The sequence below is a fragment of the Ammoniphilus sp. YIM 78166 genome (assembly GCF_004522215.1).
Lineage (GTDB): Bacteria > Bacillota > Bacilli > Aneurinibacillales > RAOX-1 > YIM-78166.
The window spans coordinates 201,065-218,885 of record NZ_SDLR01000001.1 but is presented as its reverse complement, the minus strand read 5'-3'; the positions used below and the strand labels follow the sequence as shown (position 1 = coordinate 218,885).

General features: G+C 48.4%; 16 protein-coding genes. 5 read left to right on the top strand and 11 right to left on the bottom strand.

All coding sequences use genetic code 11. The features are described from left to right. The first annotated feature begins 140 nt into the window (after window positions 1-140). The 4 genes from EIZ58_RS01025 (at window position 141) to EIZ58_RS01010 (ending at window position 3,721) form a co-directional block, all read left to right on the top strand. On the top strand, window positions 141-1,787 hold the full coding sequence (locus tag EIZ58_RS01025) for a sigma 54-interacting transcriptional regulator (RefSeq protein ID WP_240688907.1): 1,647 nt from the start codon (window positions 141-143) through the stop codon (window positions 1,785-1,787). Between the two features lie 121 nt (window positions 1,788-1,908). Then, entirely contained in the window at window positions 1,909-2,196 is a 288-nt protein-coding gene (locus EIZ58_RS01020) for a (2Fe-2S)-binding protein (protein ID WP_205672089.1), read from the top strand. Beyond that, entirely contained in the window at window positions 2,177-2,512 is a 336-nt protein-coding gene (locus tag EIZ58_RS01015) for a (2Fe-2S)-binding protein (protein WP_134698666.1), read from the top strand. Before EIZ58_RS01020 ends, EIZ58_RS01015 begins: the two co-directional genes overlap by 20 nt. After that, window positions 2,513-3,721 carry an NAD(P)/FAD-dependent oxidoreductase gene (locus EIZ58_RS01010; protein ID WP_134698665.1) on the top strand — a complete coding sequence of 403 codons (1,209 nt, stop codon included), beginning with the start codon at window positions 2,513-2,515 and terminating at the stop codon, window positions 3,719-3,721. Window positions 3,722-4,014: 293 nt separating this feature from the next. Here the strand turns inward: EIZ58_RS01010 and EIZ58_RS01005 are convergent, their stop codons facing one another. The 9 genes from EIZ58_RS01005 to EIZ58_RS00965 all read right to left on the bottom strand — a co-directional run bounded on the left by EIZ58_RS01005 (window position 4,015) and on the right by EIZ58_RS00965 (window position 14,762). Next, complete coding sequence (locus EIZ58_RS01005; protein ID WP_134698664.1) at window positions 4,015-5,769, bottom strand: hydantoinase B/oxoprolinase family protein; 1,755 nt, start codon at window positions 5,767-5,769, stop codon at window positions 4,015-4,017. A 1-nt stretch (window position 5,770) separates the two neighbouring features. Beyond that, window positions 5,771-6,883, bottom strand: a complete 1,113-nt coding sequence (locus EIZ58_RS01000) for a M24 family metallopeptidase (protein WP_134698663.1) — start codon at window positions 6,881-6,883, stop codon at window positions 5,771-5,773. Window positions 6,884-6,950: 67 nt separating this feature from the next. After that, complete coding sequence (locus EIZ58_RS00995) at window positions 6,951-7,286, bottom strand: cupin domain-containing protein (RefSeq protein ID WP_134698662.1); 336 nt, start codon at window positions 7,284-7,286, stop codon at window positions 6,951-6,953. A gap of 16 nt (window positions 7,287-7,302) precedes the next feature. Further along, window positions 7,303-9,045 carry a hydantoinase B/oxoprolinase family protein gene (locus EIZ58_RS00990; RefSeq protein ID WP_134698661.1) on the bottom strand — a complete coding sequence of 581 codons (1,743 nt, stop codon included), beginning with the start codon at window positions 9,043-9,045 and terminating at the stop codon, window positions 7,303-7,305. Between the two features lie 4 nt (window positions 9,046-9,049). Further along, a complete protein-coding gene (locus EIZ58_RS00985) occupies window positions 9,050-11,092 on the bottom strand; it encodes a hydantoinase/oxoprolinase family protein (protein WP_134698660.1) in 2,043 nt (680 codons plus the stop codon). Between the two features lie 50 nt (window positions 11,093-11,142). Further along, window positions 11,143-11,685, bottom strand: coding sequence for a helix-turn-helix domain-containing protein (locus tag EIZ58_RS00980; protein WP_134698659.1), 543 nt, complete (start codon window positions 11,683-11,685; stop codon window positions 11,143-11,145). A 36-nt stretch (window positions 11,686-11,721) separates the two neighbouring features. After that, the gene (locus EIZ58_RS00975) at window positions 11,722-13,080 is read right to left on the bottom strand and encodes an MFS transporter (RefSeq protein ID WP_134698658.1); all 1,359 of its coding nucleotides are present in this window, start codon (window positions 13,078-13,080) and stop codon (window positions 11,722-11,724) included. A 143-nt stretch (window positions 13,081-13,223) separates the two neighbouring features. Then, window positions 13,224-13,973 (bottom strand): aspartate/glutamate racemase family protein, encoded by a 750-nt coding sequence (locus tag EIZ58_RS00970; RefSeq protein WP_134698657.1) that lies wholly within the window; start codon window positions 13,971-13,973, stop codon window positions 13,224-13,226. Between the two features lie 36 nt (window positions 13,974-14,009). After that, window positions 14,010-14,762 carry an aspartate/glutamate racemase family protein gene (locus EIZ58_RS00965; RefSeq protein WP_134698656.1) on the bottom strand — a complete coding sequence of 251 codons (753 nt, stop codon included), beginning with the start codon at window positions 14,760-14,762 and terminating at the stop codon, window positions 14,010-14,012. 231 nt (window positions 14,763-14,993) lie between these two features. Here EIZ58_RS00965 and EIZ58_RS00960 point away from each other — a divergent pair, with 231 nt between their 5' ends. Beyond that, a complete protein-coding gene (locus tag EIZ58_RS00960) occupies window positions 14,994-15,560 on the top strand; it encodes a helix-turn-helix domain-containing protein (protein WP_134698655.1) in 567 nt (188 codons plus the stop codon). 25 nt (window positions 15,561-15,585) lie between these two features. On the opposite strand, the gene EIZ58_RS00955 is transcribed toward EIZ58_RS00960, so the two are convergent. Together EIZ58_RS00955 and EIZ58_RS00950 are read right to left on the bottom strand one after the other, a co-directional pair. After that, a complete protein-coding gene (locus EIZ58_RS00955; protein ID WP_134698654.1) occupies window positions 15,586-16,059 on the bottom strand; it encodes a DUF3830 family protein in 474 nt (157 codons plus the stop codon). Beyond that, window positions 16,060-17,820: a hydantoinase B/oxoprolinase family protein gene (locus EIZ58_RS00950; protein WP_134698653.1), complete on the bottom strand. Its 1,761-nt coding sequence runs from the start codon at window positions 17,818-17,820 to the stop codon at window positions 16,060-16,062. Window position 17,821: the final 1 nt, after the last annotated feature.

Here is a 17,821-nt window from a genome sequence, read left to right as displayed (position 1 = left end):
TATGATTTTTTGATTCATCTATCAAGCAAGGAGCATGCCAAACGAAAATAATTAGATAGGGAAGAAATAGTGTGCATTTTATTTCACATGTAAACCCACAAAATGTATAATAAGTGTGAAGAGTCTATATTTTTACACACTTGTATTCGGAGGGACCTGTTATCAAACATCAACTTCCTTCTCTCGAGCAATTAATACGCCAGGATCATGATGTAAAAGAACAAAACCATTTAGATCCATCGATCTGTATCTCCATAGAAACCCCTGTGTCGGAAACGTTCCCCCTCTTTCAGGGGAACGATCGCCTTTTTGTCACCGATTCTAATGGCCATCTGGTGGGAAGCGTACACCAAACGGATGTCATGCAGACTATTTTCCAGTCGTATCAATATCTTGAAGCGTATTTTCGCACGTTGATCGATACCGTTGATTTGTCCATATCGATAATAGATGAAAACGCCCATGTGGCTGTATGGTCAAAATGGGCAGAGAAAATCTTCTCTATTAAAGAAAAGGATCTATTGGGGAAGCCGATTACGGATTTTTTTACCGTGGAAAACCTGGCGATGCTCAAAACCCTGCAAACCGGGAATGGGGTCTATCAAATACAGCATCAGCCGCAAGAGGACCTCGTCGTTCAGATCAATACGAAACCGATCTACTTAAACGGAAAGATCATCGGGTCGGTTGCAGCCGAAACGGATATTACAAACCAAGTCCGATTAAAGCAGGAGCTATTTGATGCCACCCAAAAAGTTCATCACCTGCAGCAGCAGATGGAGAAGCTGAGCGTATCTTCCGACCCGTTTCACCCAATCAAGGGAACCAGCAAATCGATAAAACAACTGAAAAATATGATCAGCATGCTGAAATCTACCAAAACCACGGTTCTCCTGTTAGGAGAAAGCGGAGTAGGAAAAGAGTTGTTTGCCAGGGCCGTTCACAACGTCAGAGAAGAGGAACATGCGCCGTTCGTGGAACTCAACTGCGGAGCGATTTCACCTAGCTTATTTGAAAGCGAATTATTCGGGTACGCCAAAGGTGCTTTCTCTGGGGCCGATCAAAAAGGCAAAAAAGGGATGATTGAACTAGCCTGCGGAGGTACTCTTTTTTTGGATGAGATTGGGGAAATGCCCCTCGATATGCAGGTGAAGCTGCTCCGTGTTCTGCAAGAGAAGTCCTTTTATCCCTTAGGAGGAACCAAAAAAGTGGAGGCTGATTTTCGGGTTGTCGCCGCGACAAACCGGAATTTGGAGGCCCTCATTGCGGAAGGGAAGTTTCGGGAGGATCTATTCTACCGATTAAATGTTTTCAGTCTTCTGATTCCCCCGCTCCGCGATCGAAAAGAAGATATCATCGAGCTTTCGCTGTTCTTTTTATACGAGTTTTCCAGGCAATACGAACGCCCCATTCAAGGCCTATCCCCCAATCTCATGCATTGTCTGCAGGAATATCACTGGCCCGGCAATATCCGCGAGCTGCGAAATACAATGGAACGGCTAGTGGTTTTTGCTGGAGACGGGGTGATTGATGAAGACGGGGTGATTGATGAAGAATACTTGCCTTTTTTGCAGCATTCTAAGTTCCAAGTGCTTCCCACATCTTCGCGGGAGGACAAGCTTGACGAACCCATGCTGTCAGAAGACCGGGATCATCATGAAAGAAATCTCATTCTGCAAGCGCTCGAAAAGGAGAAAGGCAATAAGCAAGCGGCTGCAAAAAGACTGGGGATCTCGCGCAGAACGTTATATAACAAAATGTACAAGCTGAATATACCCATAAAGTAAAACTAGAAGGCTCCTCCTATTTGGCATGAATTTTGCATTTTTAATTGACAGAAAAAGTAATCCCTCAATGGTGAGCAGAAAATCTCACCGTGCATCATGCAGATATAATAGGAGGAAAATCATGATCGATCAAAAGGAAATCATAGTCTGTCGATGTGAAGAAGTCACCTTGGGTGAGTTGCTAGAGACATCAACCAACTACCCATGTTCTTCCAGGGAATTGAAACTTAGAACCCGGGCAGGAATGGGATTTTGCGGTGGCCGTACGTGCCGAAGCCTGGTGGATGCCATTGTAAAGGAAGTAAACGGAAAAGCAACTGCGGACACCATGACGCTCCGCTACCAACCTCCTGTCCGTCCTATCTCTTTTCATCTTTTGGGAGGCATCAATGAGATACGGAAGAATTGAACATCACCCTATTCTAGGATCGATGGAGAGCCGCAAAAAAATCACATTTTTCTTTGACGGAAAAGCTTATTCTGCCTATGAATCTGAAACGATCGCCGCGTCTTTGCTGGCCAACGGAATACGCACGCTGCGTGTTCAAGAAGAAAACGGAACTCCCCGGGGAATTTACTGCAATATCGGCCACTGCTTTGAATGCCGAGTCACGGTTAATGGCACAGCGGGCCAACGTGCGTGCCTGTCACTTGTCGAAGAAGGCATGACAGTTGAATCAGGTGTCAGACTGCCAACTCCCTTCCGAAAGGAGGAGGACCTATAAATGTGGGATGTCGTCATTGTAGGAGCAGGTCCAGCCGGACTCTCCGCAGGGATCGCATGCGCGCAGCATGGGCTCAAGGCAAAAATCGTGGATGAGTTTATCCGTCCGGGGGGACGGCTTCTCGGTCAGCTTCATGAAGAGCCAAACGGCACATGGTGGAATGGACTCGAAGAAGGGAAACAGCTTCAGGAGCAGGCTATACGCCTTGGCGTCGATTTGGAGTGTGGCGTGTCAGTTCATGACGCAACGAACACGGATCAAGGTTGGAGAATGGAGACCTCTCATGGACCTATTGAGTCGCCCGCCTTACTGCTCGCCACCGGTGCCGCGGAAACGGCTATCCCGATCCATGGCTGGACGCTACCGGGTGTTATGTCCATCGGTGCCGCTCAAGTCATGACTAATGTACAGCGGGTAAAAGTCGGATCTCGAGGCGTGGTTGTCGGCATTAACATATTGTCCATCGCGATCATGCGCGAACTCCAGCTTGCGGGAATTCCTATAGACCGCATGGTGCTTCCTGCCCGCAATCTATTAACGATGGACGCTGGAAATCCGGAGAAAGTCATGAAGTCGATGATGCATGCGGCCCATCTGGCTCCTTCCTTTTTGATCCGAATGGGCAGTAAAATGATGAAATCAGAAGCTCTTCAAAAGCTGGCGCTACGGTTCCTGCCCGATCAAGGCATTCACCTATGGGATATTCCGATTCAGCTCAACACAGCCGCCCTATCCATCATCGGCGAAAACCAGGTGGAAGGTGTCAAAATAGCCAAAGTAACAGCCAAGGGAGAGCCTATCGCCGGGACGGAAACCATCATCCCCGCCGACTTTGTTTGTATTGCCGGCGGCCTGCAGCCGCTTGTTGAACTCGCTGCAGTAGCGGGATGCACACTGACCTATCTCCCAGAACTCGGCGGCCATGTTCCGCTGCATAACGAACGGATGCAAACCACCGTAAAAGGATTATATGTGGCTGGCAATATCACAGGCATCGAAAGCGCCAAAATCGCTATGGCCCAAGGAACGGTTGCCGGTCTATCTATAGCAGACGATTTCGGCATGCTCCCGGATCAAGACCTCCTCCATACCTCTATCAACAAGGTCGAATCCGTTCGGCAAACAGCAGCTATCCAATTTCATCCTGATATCCAGCAAGGGCGATCAATTATGTCGGGTTTGTTTGAGCAGCATGGCATCGGTGTTTGAACAGCTGAATCGATCGGGCTAGTTGGACAGTAGCCTTATCAAGGTTATTTGAAGAACTCACCCACAACCTTAAAGACCTACGGAAGAGAATAGAGCCGAATTCGGACTCGATTCTCTTTTTTCCACGTTTTCTGTCCGAATAGGGTCCGGATTAAGACACAATAATTGAAACTTGCTTTCACAAGCTCTACCATTTAACCTGGGAGGTAGTGAATGATTCACCACGCTTGATATCTATGCCCACAAATGAAAGGGGCCGCCCAGACCGGACACCCCCTATGACTTCTATTATTTTATTGTCTTCTTTCCCTCAATTCCCGCACCGGCATAACGCCTTCCACCTCAAAGCTATCCCTATTCAAAATGACTCCATAGATCTCTCTAGCTTGCTCCAAAGAGATATAGCCATTTCTAGCATCTGAGGCTACCTTTTCTACTGATCTATCAATTGGATTGCCATATCCGCCGCCAGTTCCGGTTATCAAACGTACCCTATCTCCCTTATTAAGCGGGAAACGGGCATATTTGCCGAATGGCCCGACAACTTCCCCATTCGCTTTGACAATTTCAAATTCATTGCGGGATCCGTCTTGTCCGCCGTGAAAGCCCCATGGGAGAAATTTATGGCGTCCGAATGTTGCGGTTACCGTTTGGCCGTCGGTCATGGCCCGATATGAGCGGATGCATCCCGAACCCCCGCGATATTCTCCGCTGCCAGCTCCGTCCGTGCGAAGGCTGTACTCATCGACCATAATACCGTAGCGCGTTTCAGCCACTTCTACCGGAACGTTGTAGGTTTCCCCGTCGAAAACGCAGAATTGTCCGGTCACCCCGTCCAACCCTTGGCCAGCCCCCCACCCTCCAGCGGTCGGCTCCACGGTCAGGAAAGGCTCGTTCGTATCTGGGTGAATGCCGGCGAGAACCACACCGCAAACGGATAAGAAATGTCCGGCATTCAATCGGTGGGGGACAACAGGCGCGAGCGCTTTCCAGATGAGGTCAGCCCCGTAAAGCGTCGTTTCCCAATAAGTCGAAACGGCTGCCGGCCGTTCAGCTGTGAAAATGGAACGTGGCTCCGCTACGACCTTTAATGGACGGAATACGCCATCGTTTACGTCTTGGGACGGATTCGTCACGGCTAGGAAAATGGTCCGAGCCGCGGACACCAACCCGGTATAGGAACAGTTCACTGGACCCAGCACTTGCGGGTGGCTGCCGCGGAAATCGCAGATAAACTCATCATCTGTGATGGTAACCTTTACCTGTACGGAGAAAGGCCCATTCCCTAACCCGTCGTCATCAATGAAGTCCTGTGCTTCATACGTACCCTTGGGTAATTTGCTGATTTCTTTTAATGCCAATTGTTCGCCATGGTATAATAGATGCTCAATCGAATCCAGCACCACATCCTTGCCGTACTTATCGCACAGTTCGCGGAAGCGCTTGTCGCCGGTGCGCAGCGCGGCCACTTGAGCCCACATATCCCCCAGCGACAAATCCGGAAAACGTACATTTGCTTCAATGATGTCAACCAGGGGCTGGTTCAATTTTCCCTCATCGAATAATTTTACGCATGGGAACTGCAGTCCTTCTTGGAAAATTTCCGTGGAGTCAGTCGTCCAGGAACCGGGATCCTTGCCGCCCACTTCCGTCCAGTGAGCTTTGTTCGCAGAGAAAGCAACCAGTTCTCCTTCATGAAAAATGGGCATCAAAAGCCCGACATCGGACAAATGGGAGCCTCCGCCGCCATAAGGATCGTTGATGATCAGGATGTCTCCCGGCTTTAAGTCCCCTTCCTTGCCGAACTTCTGCAGTGTTTCCTTGACCATAAAGGTCAGCATCCCAATAAACCCGGTAACCCCGTTCCCCTGGGTAAGAAGTTGGCCTTTTCCATCCGTCAACCCGCTTGCGAAGTCAAGCACTTCATAGATAATCGGGCTCATGGAGGTTCGGGCCAGTGTATGGAACATCTCTTCTCCGATGGCAATCAAGGAATCCTTTACAATCTCCAGGGTAAATTGGTCATGCTTTACTTTAGCTTCAATCATGCTATACCCCCCCAGTCGTGACGTTTTTCCCTGCCGTGATCAGTTCCCGTGGATAATGATTCAGCCTTTCTGCACCATGGGCTGTGACGACGACAATATCCTCGATTCTTACTCCGAACTTTCCGCTTAAATAGATGCCGGGTTCGACGCTCACCACCATCCCTTCCTCGAGAAGCTGTTCATTGTCTGAGGTCAGGAAAGGTTCCTCGTGAACTTCAATCCCTAAGCCATGCCCAGTGCGATGGGTAAAGAATTCTCCATAGCCCGCTTGGGAAATGATGCTTCTCGCCACTTGATCAATCGAACGCATCGAGACGCCCGGTCTGATTGCTTTCACCGCTTCGTCCTGAGCCTTGCGAACAATCTCATATACCTGAACCATTTCTTCGGACGGTTCCCCAATCGCGATCGTCCGGGTCATATCCGAGCAATAATGATCCTTAATGCCGCCCATATCAACGACTACCATATCCCCTTCCGCAAGCACGGTATCATCGGATTGATGATGGGGAATCGCCCCATTGGCTCCCGCCCCAATGATGGGACTAAAGGATAATTGCTCCACTCCCTGCTCATGAAAGAGTCGTTTGATTTCTTTCGCCAGCTCCGATTCCTTCATTCCCGGCTTGGCAAGACGAATTGCCTCTCCAATGACTCGATCCGCGATTTCTCCCGACTTGCGCAAAAGGTCAATTTCCTCCCTATCCTTTTTTAAACGGAGGGCTCCGATAACAGGTGTACCTTTGATATAAGTAAGTTCTTTTTTGAAAGACATGAGATCAATCAGCTTTTCGCTGGGCCATTGGTTGTCGAAGGAGATGACACCCTGCTTAGGTAAAAGCCCTGCCAGAATTTCTACCGAAGGCTCTCCGTCTTTCCAGAAGACCATGGTTACGCCATCTAGAGGGGAAACCTCTTCCCGCGACATTTCGTGAACCACGATGGATGCAGCACCCGTTCTTGAAATAACTACAGCTTGAAGCCGCTCATGGGAGTCAAGCCAGGTTCCCGTAAAATAGAAGAAATTCGCCGGAGACGTGACAACCGCTGCCTCCCATCCGTTCTGAGCTAATATCGCTTGTGCTTTATTAATTCTTTCCACATAAATGCTCATCTTGTTCCCATTCCTCTCTTCGAGTAGTTAAAAGGGGCTGTCTGAAAGCGACAACCCCAATCACAGCTTATCGTTTTACAAGAACCCAGACGATTTGGCACTCCTCTTCCCCGTCATTGTACGCCCAGTGAGCTTCACCGGCAGGAATGAGGGATGCATCTCCAACAGTCAGCCGATATTCTTGACCCGTGATCCCCGCAAGGATGGAACCCTTTACGACAATCGAGTACTCGTCTTCATCGTGAGCACCCGTTCCACTCAATGGAATTCTTGCTTTAGGGGGAACACTCACAACCCCGAATTTAGCTTTTCCACCCTCTACATGTTCTTCCGAAAACAATGTCTTTAATGACACATCCGGGCGATCATCGGCCTTTACCGAATCCGCGCTGATAACGATCATGGATATTCCTCCCCTTTTATGAAGCTTGACGTTCCAGAGTTACGCCTTCCACCTCAAATGTGTTTGTGTTCAAAATGACCCCATAGATTTCTTTGGCTTGTTCCACAGAAATGTAGCCGTTCTTCGCATCCAAAGCTACTTTTTCCACCGGACGGTTGTAAGGGTTGCCATATCCGCCGCCCGTTGCGGTAATCAAACGCACCACATCTCCCTTACTGAGCGGGAAACGGGCATATTTGCCGAATGGCCCGGCCACTTCTCCGTTCGCTTTCACAATTTCAAATTCGTTGCGGGAACCTTCAAGACCGCCGTTAAAGCCCCATGGCAGATACTTGTGACGTCCGAAAGTTGCCGTGATGGTTTGCCCATCGGTCATAGCCCGGTAAGAGCGGATGCATCCGGAACCCCCGCGGTTTTCACCAGCGCCGGCACCGTCTGCACGGAAGCTGTATTCGTCGATCAATACACCGTAGCGGGTTTCAGCTACTTCAACCGGCACGTTGTAGGTTTCTCCGTCCCCGATGCAGAATTGTCCTGCGGCTCCGTCCAACCCTTCGCCAGCACCCCATCCGCCAACGGACGGCTCAACGATCAAGAATGGCTCGTTGGTATCCTGGTGAAGTCCGGAGAGAACCACACCGCAAACGGATAGTAAGTGCCCGGCATTCAGGCGGTGAGGAACGACTGGAGCCAGTGCCTTCCAGACCAGGTCAGCCCCGTATAGCATCGTCTCCCAATAGGTAGATACGGCTGCCGGACGCTCTGCCGAGAAGATGGAACGATCATCGGCGATGACTTGCAATGGACGGAATACCCCATCGTTTACGTCTTGAGACGGATTCGTCACCGCTAAGAAAATCGTCCGAACCGCGGATACTAACGCCGTGTAAGAACAATTGACAGGACCTAAAACTTGCGGATGGCTTCCGCGGAAATCGCAGATAAACTCATCGTCCGTTATGGTAATTTTCACCTGTACGTTGAACGGACCGTTTCCAATCCCGTCATCATCAATAAAATCCTGCGCTTCAAATACACCCTTCGGTAATTTGGAGATTTCTTTCAGCGCTAATTGCTGACCATGGTTTAACAGGTGGTCAATTGAATCTAGCACGACAGCCTGGCTGTACTTGTCGCAGATCTCACGCACGCGCTTTTCTCCGGTACGGAGGGCGGCTACTTGAGCCCACATATCTCCCAGCGACAGATCCGGGAAGCGGACATTGGCCGCAATGATATCAACCAAGGGCTGGTTCAATTTGCCTTCATCGTAGAGCTTGACGCACGGGAATTGAAGTCCTTCCTGGAAAATCTCCGTGGAATCCGTCGTCCAGGACCCCGGATCTTTCCCGCCTACCTCGGTCCAGTGAGCCTTATTGGCGGAAAATGCCACCAGTTTGCCATCATGGAAGATCGGCATCACCAGTCCGACGTCGGATAAGTGGGAGCCTCCGCCGCCGTACGGATCGTTGATGATAATAATATCTCCCGGCTTCAGGTCTCCTTCTTTGCCGAATTTCCGCAAGGTTTCCTTTACCATAAAGGTCAACATTCCAATAAATCCGGTAACCCCGTTTCCTTGCGTGAGCAGCTGACCCTTCGCATCCGTCAAACCGCTGGCAAAATCAAGAACTTCATAGATAATTGGGCTCATCGATGTGCGGGCGAGCGTATGGAACATCTCTTCCCCTATCGCAATCAACGAATCTTTGACAATTTCGAGTGTAAATTGGTCGCGTTTCACTTTCGTATCAATCATGTCATTACACCCCCGTGTTGATGATTAAATTACCATACTCGTCTACCACCAGACTTTGCCCTGGATACACTACGGTAGAAGAAGATTGCTCTTCGACAATGGCAGGCCCTTGAATCAAGCTGCCCGCATTCAAAATCTCTCTGTCATAAACTTTGGTATCAATCCACCCCTGTTCTTCAAACAAGACAGGACGAATTTCTTTTATCGCCTGCTCCGCATTGTCCCCTACCTTTTCCAAACGGCCGATCTCGGGCTTTTGAACCCGACCGAATGCCGTTAAATGAAAGTTCACAATTTCTGTAGCAGCTCCTTCCAATTTAAACGTATAGTGCTGCTCATGAAGGTCATGGAAACGTCGGACGATTTCCTCGATAGCCTCAGCATCCATAGAGCCGTTAGGCACAGGCACTTTTACTGCATGCTCTTGCCCGACATATCGAATATCGGCATAGCGGCCAAATACGACCTGGTCTCGTTCAATCCCCTCTTGGGCGAATTGACTTGTAGCTCCATCTTCTAGCTGATTCCATTCCTTATTGAACTCATCCAAGTTCAATCCATTCACGCGGCGAATGTAAGTTTGAATATAGTCATGGCGAAGGTCGGTCATCAGCATGCCCCATGCAGAGAACACAGAGGAAGCAATCGGGATGATGACTTTTTTCACGCCCAATTCCTTGGCTAAGGCTAGTGCATGCATCGGGCCGCCGCCACCAAAGGCTACCAAGGAGAATTCTCGGGGATCGTAGCCTTTTCGAACGGAAATCAATTTTAAAGCATTCAGCATGTTGGAGTTCGCGATGCGAATAATCCCCAGCGCTGCTTCTTCTACAGAGATGTCGAAATGGCTGGCCACCTTATCATGAATCGCTTGCTTGACCGCATCCATATTGACTGTATTTTGAAAATTTTTAGGCGATAAGCGGCCAGCAACAAGATTGGCATCTGTGGTCGTCGGATTTTCCCCGCCGCGGCCGTAAGCTACTGGACCCGGCAGCGCACCTGCAGATTGCGGTCCGACCTTCAACGAACCGGCATCATCGATCCAGGCAATAGAACCCCCGCCATTTCCAATCTCCACGATATCAACCACAGGAACCTTAATCGGATATCCGGCGTTGCGGTCATCTTTCTCTATCTTATACTCCGTCGTGACCTTTACCTCTCCTTTATCGATCAGGGAACACTTTGCCGTCGTTCCGCCAATATCAAAGGCGATGATATTTTCTTCCCCAAGGATTTTGCCCAAAATGGCGGAGCCGAAAATGCCGGCTACCGGACCGGACTCTACCATATTGATAGGAGTTTCTTTGGATTGCTCAAACGTCGTGGTTCCAGAGTTTGATTGCATGATGTACTTGTTTCCGTCCACTCCGATTTCCCCGAGATGCTTGTCCAATTTATTGATATAAGATGCAGCAATCGGTTTGACATAGGAGTTTAGGACGGCGGTACTCGTACGCTCGTACTCGCGCCATTCCTTGGTTACCTCATGGGAAGCGGTGACAGCCACTTCCGGCCAAACTTCTTTGATGGCTTCCACAGCCAACTTTTCATGAGAAGGATTCGCATAAGCATGCAGGAAGGAAACCGCAATCGCTCCTACGCCTTCGCTGCGCAATTGTTCGACCGCAGCCTTTACTTCTTCCAGTACAAGCTCATCGATGACTTCTCCTTTATAATTCAGCCTCTCGCTAACTTCATGGCGAAGATAGCGGGGAACGAATGGGGCCGGTTTTTCATAACGGACATTAAACAAATCGGGGCGGTTTCCGCGGGCAATTTCCAGCACATCGCGGAAGCCCTTGGTTGTGATCAATCCGGTTTTAACCCCTTTATGTTCCGTTAACGCATTGATGATCACCGTAGTTCCATGAATGAACGTGGAGATCTCTTGCGGAGAAATTCCGCTTTTTTGAATAACATCCAAAACTCCTTGCTCAAAATTAGGGGGAGTCGTATCGCTTTTTGCGGTGCCGATGCGCCCGTTTTCATTCAAATAGACAAGGTCAGTAAAAGTTCCTCCGATATCAGTTGCTACGCGCATAATAACCACCTTTCTTGATGTGAGAGAATAGATATGAAACCCGGTCAGATTTAAAAAATAACCGGTGTTAACACGCAAAGGATCTTGCAGGTTTGATGGAGCGGATTAGACCAAAAATGCGACAAATGGGAAGGGAAATGGATCGAATCTCCAGCTTTCACCAGATATTCTTTTCCATCTACATGAAAGATGACCGCACCCTCCATCACATAATAGAATTCCTCGCCAGGATGACTGAACACATTGTCTTGAACCACATCAGGTCCCAGGGTTACAATGATCGGCTCAAGCGCCCTTCCGTTGAAGTTTCCTCCCAAGCGAGTGTATTCTGCGGGAGATCCTTCAATCCGAAACGGTTTTTGGCTATCTGCTCTGACATGAAAATTCTGGTTTCCCTCATTCTCGAAGAAATCGGTAATCGGAACCTCAAAAGCGTCCGCAATTTTCTTGAGAGATGTAATGGCGAGGGAGGTCGATCCCCTTTCGACCTGAGAAAGGAAACTGATGGATAACCCTGTCTTTTCGCTTAAATCTTTCAGCGTCATATCATGCTGCTTCCTCAGGTCTTTGATTTTCTTGTAGATTTCATCCATTCCTACTCCACCTATCGTCTGTTTGTTTTTCTGTGATTAATGAAGAATTGCGCCTTCCGTTTCCTTCAGGAAAAGACAGGCAATAAACGTGATGACCAAGAATGCCGAGATAAAGGAAACCGTTGCCAAAAAGCTGGTATTGGCTGCGAGCATCGCTCCGATGATAGTCGGTGCAATCGCATTAGCCACACGCTGGCCGGTAACGCCAACGGAATAGCTCACCCCGCGGATCTCGGTTGGATAGAGCTCAGCCATCCAGGTATTCCATACTCCCCATGCTCCTAAACTGAAGAACGAAAGAACAAAATTCCAAAAATACATTTGAGCCATCGTATCGGAAGAAGCAAAGCCAAAGCCTCCAACCGCTGCAAAGAATACGAATGTCGTCATGACCTTCTTGCGGCCAAACTTGCCTGTCAAATAAGAAGAGGCCATATAACCGGGGAACATGAACAAGCACGATAGAGCCATGAATCCTAATCCCTCCGGTGCGTTTAAGCCCTTTTTGGCCAATAGGGTCGGCATCCAGGATGAAAGGGCCCAATATCCCCAGGAAAAGCAGAAGTTGATAATGATCTGCAATACTGTCGGACGCAGGAATTTGGCTCTGAAGATTTCCAAGAAAGAGCCTTCTTTCACATCATCCACGACAAGATCAACCTTATCGATCACGGTACTCATCTTCCCTTCGGAAAGCTTGAGAACTACCTCTTTCGCTTCCGCCTGACGGCCTCTGCTAGCCAGCCAATAGGGAGATTCCGGAACGAAGGCAGCTATAGCCAGGAACCATAGACCGGCAAGGGAGCTGACCCCAATAATCCAGCGCCATCCAAGATCCATAAACAGATAAGTAACACCGATAGCGATCAAGAAACCAACCGGCCAGCCGGAAGCCAGATATACCGTTGCCTTCCCGCGGACTTTCACCGGAAGCAACTCTTCAAAGTAAGGGAACGTTGCTACCAATACCCCACCGAGGACAGCTCCCGAAAGGAATCTTGTCCACCAAAGCATCTCGTAGCTTGTGGAAAAGGCACTGATAAGACATACAACTCCATACAAGGCTAAACTAATCATCATCGATGGCTTGCGCCCGATTTTATCAACCAGTTTCCCAAAAATGAGACATCCGGGGATCATCCCCAGGAATATAGAACCAATCAGGGAGCCGATTCGACCTCCATCCAGGTTAAATTCCGCACCAATAGAGGCACTCGCGAGAATAATAATCATCATTTCCCAGGCTTCGATGACGAAGGTGAAAAACAGCACCAACCCCGCTTTCCAATGTTGGCCGGTAACGGGCATATTTTCGAAAAGAGCGCCCACCTGTACAGTTCTTTTAGATGATTTCGAATTCTCTTCTACTGATTGCAGATTAGTTTGTAAACTCATGATAATCCCCCTTTTTCGTTCACTTATATGGCTAGAAATTCTTTATATAAAACTTGGCTGGCGCCGAGCCTTGGGGCAGAAACAACATGGATATTGTTGGTCAGCCTAGCCATTGCATAGAAGGAATTCGAAAACATTGGCTTCTAGAAAATCTTCCAAGCGTTCAATTCTTCATCCGGCGGGGATTGATATCCATCCAGCTTGCTGTGTCCCCATCCGAATCTTTGGTTGATTTCCACTAAGAATTCCGCGTATTTAAGCGGAGCTAAACTTGCATCAATCACCGGAACCCCTAGTTCTTCCTGAACTTTGCGGTAAAAGCCAAATTCCATGGTGCAGCCCAATATCACGACATTCGCGCCATCTTGCTCCACGGCTTCCCTTGCCGCCTGTTGGATTCGCCTTGCTGTCTCCTGATGGTCTTTCTGGAAATCATGGACTCCCATGTTCAAGGACTTAAACGACGCTAGCTTATCCCCGAATCCGTACTTGTGAACATTTTCCTTCATCTCCGGAATCCACTTCCGGCGCCCGACGATAATGGAAATGTTCTCGCCAAGGGTTGCCGCAATGTGCAAGCTTGCCTCTGCCGGGGCGGCTACCACCATTTTCTTCGAAACCTCACGAGCGGCCCTTAATATCGGGTCGTAAAAGCAACCGATTACCGCTGCATCATATTCCTCTTCTTCCGCCTTCTTCACCAGCTTGAGGATTTCCGGCATGATCATGACCTCATAGCTGTTGTACTCCAGATGAAGAGGACCTGGTGCGGGAGCCAAAGAGACGACATCGACGACCGTGTCTGGCTGTTTGACCTTTTCAAATTCGCTCTTGAAAGCCGCGTCAAACATATCCGTGGTTACAGGATTGATCCATAAGATCTTTTTTTCCAATGGGGTTCCCTCATTTCGTATTTGCTTTGATATACCCTATCCAAACAACTTCCAATGATTCACTTCTTCTTCAGGCGGTGACTGATACCCATCTAACTTGCTGTGTCCCCATCCGAATTTCTTGTTAATCTCTACCAGGAATTCGGCATATTTTACAGGGGCTATGCTGGCATCGATCACAGGTACCCCAAGTTCCTCCTGAAGCGAGTGGTAGAAGCCGAACTCCACGGTACACCCTAGAACGATGACATTCGCTCCATCCTTTTCCACGGCTTCTCTTGCGGCAAATTTCATTCGCTTCAAGGTTTCGTCATGATCCTTCTGAAAATCATGGACGCCCATTTCAATGTGCTTGAATGAGGCCAATTTATCCGCAAACCCATATTTATGGACATTTTCTTTCATCTCCGGAATCCACTTCCGGCGCCCGACAATAATAGATAGGCTTTCTCCAAGCGTTGTGGCAATGTGCAAACATGCCTCCGCCGGTGCCGTTACCACCATCTTCTTCGATATCTCACGGGCAGCCCTTAACATCGGATCATAAAAGCAACCTATAATGGCCGCATCGTATCCTTCTTCTTCTGCCCTTTTCACCGCCTTGAGCATATCCGGCATAATCATCACTTCATAGCTACTGTACTCCAGATGAGTCGGTCCCAGAGCAGGCGGCAAGGAAACAACATCCACGACAGTATCGGGCTGTTTGATTTTCGCCAATTCATTTCTGAACGTTTCATCAAACAAATCGGTTTTAAAAGGATTGATCCATAAAAGCTTTTTTCCCAAATTTATTCCCCCTTTTACGAATTTTTTTGATATTACTTCAATAATTTTGGTGCTGAAAAAATAATTCCGATTTAATGTAATTATTTCATAACCTATAAACAATCTGAATATTCCCAAGCGACAAAATTATACACATATCTTTGTTTGTTTGCGACAATCGTAGCTTCCTACCCTTTCCACCCATAAGAAATCCTAGTATACTTAGAGCATTACAAAAATTCAGGTGATATTATGTCATTAAATGTAGGAGAACGATTGAAAGAATTGCGCAAGAAAAACAAGATGACGTTAAAACAGGTTGCGGAAAAAACAGACCTCTCGATCAGCTTCCTATCCCAAGTGGAGCGTTCCATGTCCTCCGTTACCCTTACGTCTCTGAATAAAATTGCCCAGGCCCTAGGGGTTTCCATCCATGATTTCTTCCCTCAAAATCATATACCAAAGGCCAGCATCCTCAGGAAAGAAGACCGTAAGCAATTTAAATTCGAAAATTCTAATTTCATATACACATCTTTAGTCGGAGACATGGAGGATCCCATTTTTGAACCGATGATTGCCACGTTGCTTCCAGGAGAAAAAAAGGCAACGCCCTACGGTCATGAAGGCCAAGAATTTGGATATGTTCTGCAAGGCACATTGACGATTCTATTGGAAAATGAAGAACACGATCTTAATGCAGGAGACAGCATCCATATCAATTCTTCCATTCCCCATAACTGGATCAATAGAACTCAAGAACCTGTACAAGTCCTATGGGTGAATTCCCCTCCCTTGCATTTAGGCGGCTCTCGCCCATAAATTAAGGGTGACTCAGAAGTCACCCTCACGCATCCATTTGCCTATTCTGCTCTTCCCGCTTTTCAACCCGGATTTTTTCCGTCCCATGTAACCAAATTCGCTCTCCAACCGCCGCTAATTCCTTCAGCTGCCCATAATCGATTTGCCCAATGACACTCACTTTTTCCGGTCCTCGAAAACTCCGCGATTCTTCCGGTCCATAATAGATGGCCAGCACTTCCGCAGGCTGATCGTCACTGACTTTGTAGCATCCCCGCCAATAGACCAGCTCCCCAATGCTTGTGTATATTGTTTGGTTTTCATCCTTCGGGAGACTGCGAGACTGAAATTGGAAGTTTACTTCTCTCCCCGACCATCTGGAATGCGTGGCGACACTCTCAATCGGCAGGACATCCCATACCGATCGGCACAAATCCGGGGCTGCTTGGACGTTGAGGGCAGCTTTAAAGCTGCCCCCTCTTTCAAAATGAATCATGACTTGTTTGTTTTCTTTGTTCATTTATTCGCGGGCCACCCTATTCTGTTCTCTATAATTCCGCGTCTGTTCTTCATCCACCTCTGCTGTTCCGGACTTGAAAACGACTCCATATTGCAACAAAGCAGCCTCTTGGGAAATATATTCATCGATGACATCATCACGGACTTTTTGCGGATCACGATCGAACGGATGGCCGAACCCACCTCCGCCTCCCGAATTGGCGATGACCCGGCTGTTTAACTTGAGAGATTTTGCATTGACTTTCAACCATTTTTCTTCTGTTTCCGAGCTCTTGATCACAACCTCGGGAGCGACTGCACTTTTCCCTCCGAAAAGTCCCCAGGCCGTCGTTTTGGAGCGATCAAACCAGAGGGAAAGAGAAGCGAGATCGGCCAATACCTGGTATCCTTTAGAAATGCCGAGTCCTCCGCGATTAGCGCCTGGACCGCCTGTATCCTGCCTAAATCCATAATGAAGAACTTTCAATGGATACTTGGATTCGATAACTTCAATAGGCAGGTTCTTAAAATCGCCATTCACATTATTAATCAAGCCTGATTCCCCGTCCCCCGCAGCAAACGCACCCCATCCGCCCGCTGTTGCCTCTACGCTTAGGAAAGGTGACTGAGTTACGGGATCTGTCCCGGCAAAAGTAATAACCATCGAATCCCCATAATGAGCTGCAGCGCATCGGTCTTTCAGAACAGGCGAAAGGGCCTTGATAATTAAGTCAATCAATATGCCAAGCGGCGTAAAATACCATCCGCATGCGGCAGGCTGCTGGGCATGGAAGATCGTCCTCTCCGGAGTCACCACATGCATGGTTCTGAAGTTTCCTCCTGTAACCGGAGAATGCGGGCTGATCAGATTTTTGAAGGCTACCCGGCATGCTGAAATGGTTTGGGAAAAACCGCAATTGGTTTGTCCAGGACGTTGAGGGCTGGATCCGGTCAGATCTATCGTGATGGCATCCCCTTGGATGACAACCTTGACTTTTACCGGTACTGGCTCATCCGTGACTCCATCATTATCTAAACACCCTTGTGCTTCATATATCCCATCTGGAATAGACGAAATAATTTCCTTATCCATTAATTCGGATTGCGTAAATATATCTGCAATCGATCGCTCAACGGTCTCCATTCCAAACCGTTCCATAATCTCCTGATAACGCTGCTCCCCGGTGCGGCATGCGGCGATTTGTGCATTTAAGTCGCCCATCGCTGCGTCCCGCAAACGGCTATTCCCCACAATAAGATCAATGACATCTTGCCGAGCTTTTCCCGCATCGTAGATTTTGGTCGGAGGAATTCTTACCCCTTCTTGGTAAATTTCCGTGGCATCCATCGGATACCCCGGATCTTTTGCCCCAATGTCCAGCCAGTGGGCGCGATTGGCAGTAAACCCGACCAGCTGATCCTTATAAAAAATAGGGGAAAATACGGTAATGTCATTCAGATGTGTCCCCGTAATGTAGGAATCATTCATGATATAAAGGTCGCCTTCGCGATAATTTTCTCTTCCGCCGATCAATTCCGTCGTATATTTGATGCACCCGTCCAGGTTTCCCATGAAGATGGGAAGGCCGGCGGACTGACCCAGCAGTTCCGCATCTTTATTGAAAAGGCAAACACTGCAGTCTTTCATTTCATAGATAATGGGGGAATACGCACTTCTCGCGAGCCTCGCGTTCATTTCTTCAGCCGCCGAGATGAATGCATTTCGAATGATTTCCGTTGTGACCGGGTTTTCTAGAAATTGCGGAATGGTTGTCGCTTCCATT

Coding starts and splice junctions, on each gene's coding strand:
- EIZ58_RS00990 (WP_134698661.1), bottom strand. CDS start 9,045: ATGATTGATACGAAAGTGAAACGCGACCAATTTACACTCGAAATTGTC.
- EIZ58_RS00980 (WP_134698659.1), bottom strand. CDS start 11,685: ATGGATGAAATCTACAAGAAAATCAAAGACCTGAGGAAGCAGCATGAT.
- EIZ58_RS00975 (WP_134698658.1), bottom strand. CDS start 13,080: ATGAGTTTACAAACTAATCTGCAATCAGTAGAAGAGAATTCGAAATCA.
- EIZ58_RS00960 (WP_134698655.1), top strand. CDS start 14,994: ATGTCATTAAATGTAGGAGAACGATTGAAAGAATTGCGCAAGAAAAAC.
- EIZ58_RS00955 (WP_134698654.1), bottom strand. CDS start 16,059: ATGAACAAAGAAAACAAACAAGTCATGATTCATTTTGAAAGAGGGGGC.
- EIZ58_RS00995 (WP_134698662.1), bottom strand. CDS start 7,286: ATGATCGTTATCAGCGCGGATTCGGTAAAGGCCGATGATCGCCCGGAT.
- EIZ58_RS01005 (WP_134698664.1), bottom strand. CDS start 5,769: ATGATTGAAGCTAAAGTAAAGCATGACCAATTTACCCTGGAGATTGTA.
- EIZ58_RS00985 (WP_134698660.1), bottom strand. CDS start 11,092: ATGCGCGTAGCAACTGATATCGGAGGAACTTTTACTGACCTTGTCTAT.
- EIZ58_RS01020 (WP_205672089.1), top strand. CDS start 1,909: ATGATCGATCAAAAGGAAATCATAGTCTGTCGATGTGAAGAAGTCACC.
- EIZ58_RS01000 (WP_134698663.1), bottom strand. CDS start 6,883: ATGAGCATTTATGTGGAAAGAATTAATAAAGCACAAGCGATATTAGCT.
- EIZ58_RS01015 (WP_134698666.1), top strand. CDS start 2,177: ATGAGATACGGAAGAATTGAACATCACCCTATTCTAGGATCGATGGAG.
- EIZ58_RS00950 (WP_134698653.1), bottom strand. CDS start 17,820: ATGGAAGCGACAACCATTCCGCAATTTCTAGAAAACCCGGTCACAACG.
- EIZ58_RS01010 (WP_134698665.1), top strand. CDS start 2,513: ATGTGGGATGTCGTCATTGTAGGAGCAGGTCCAGCCGGACTCTCCGCA.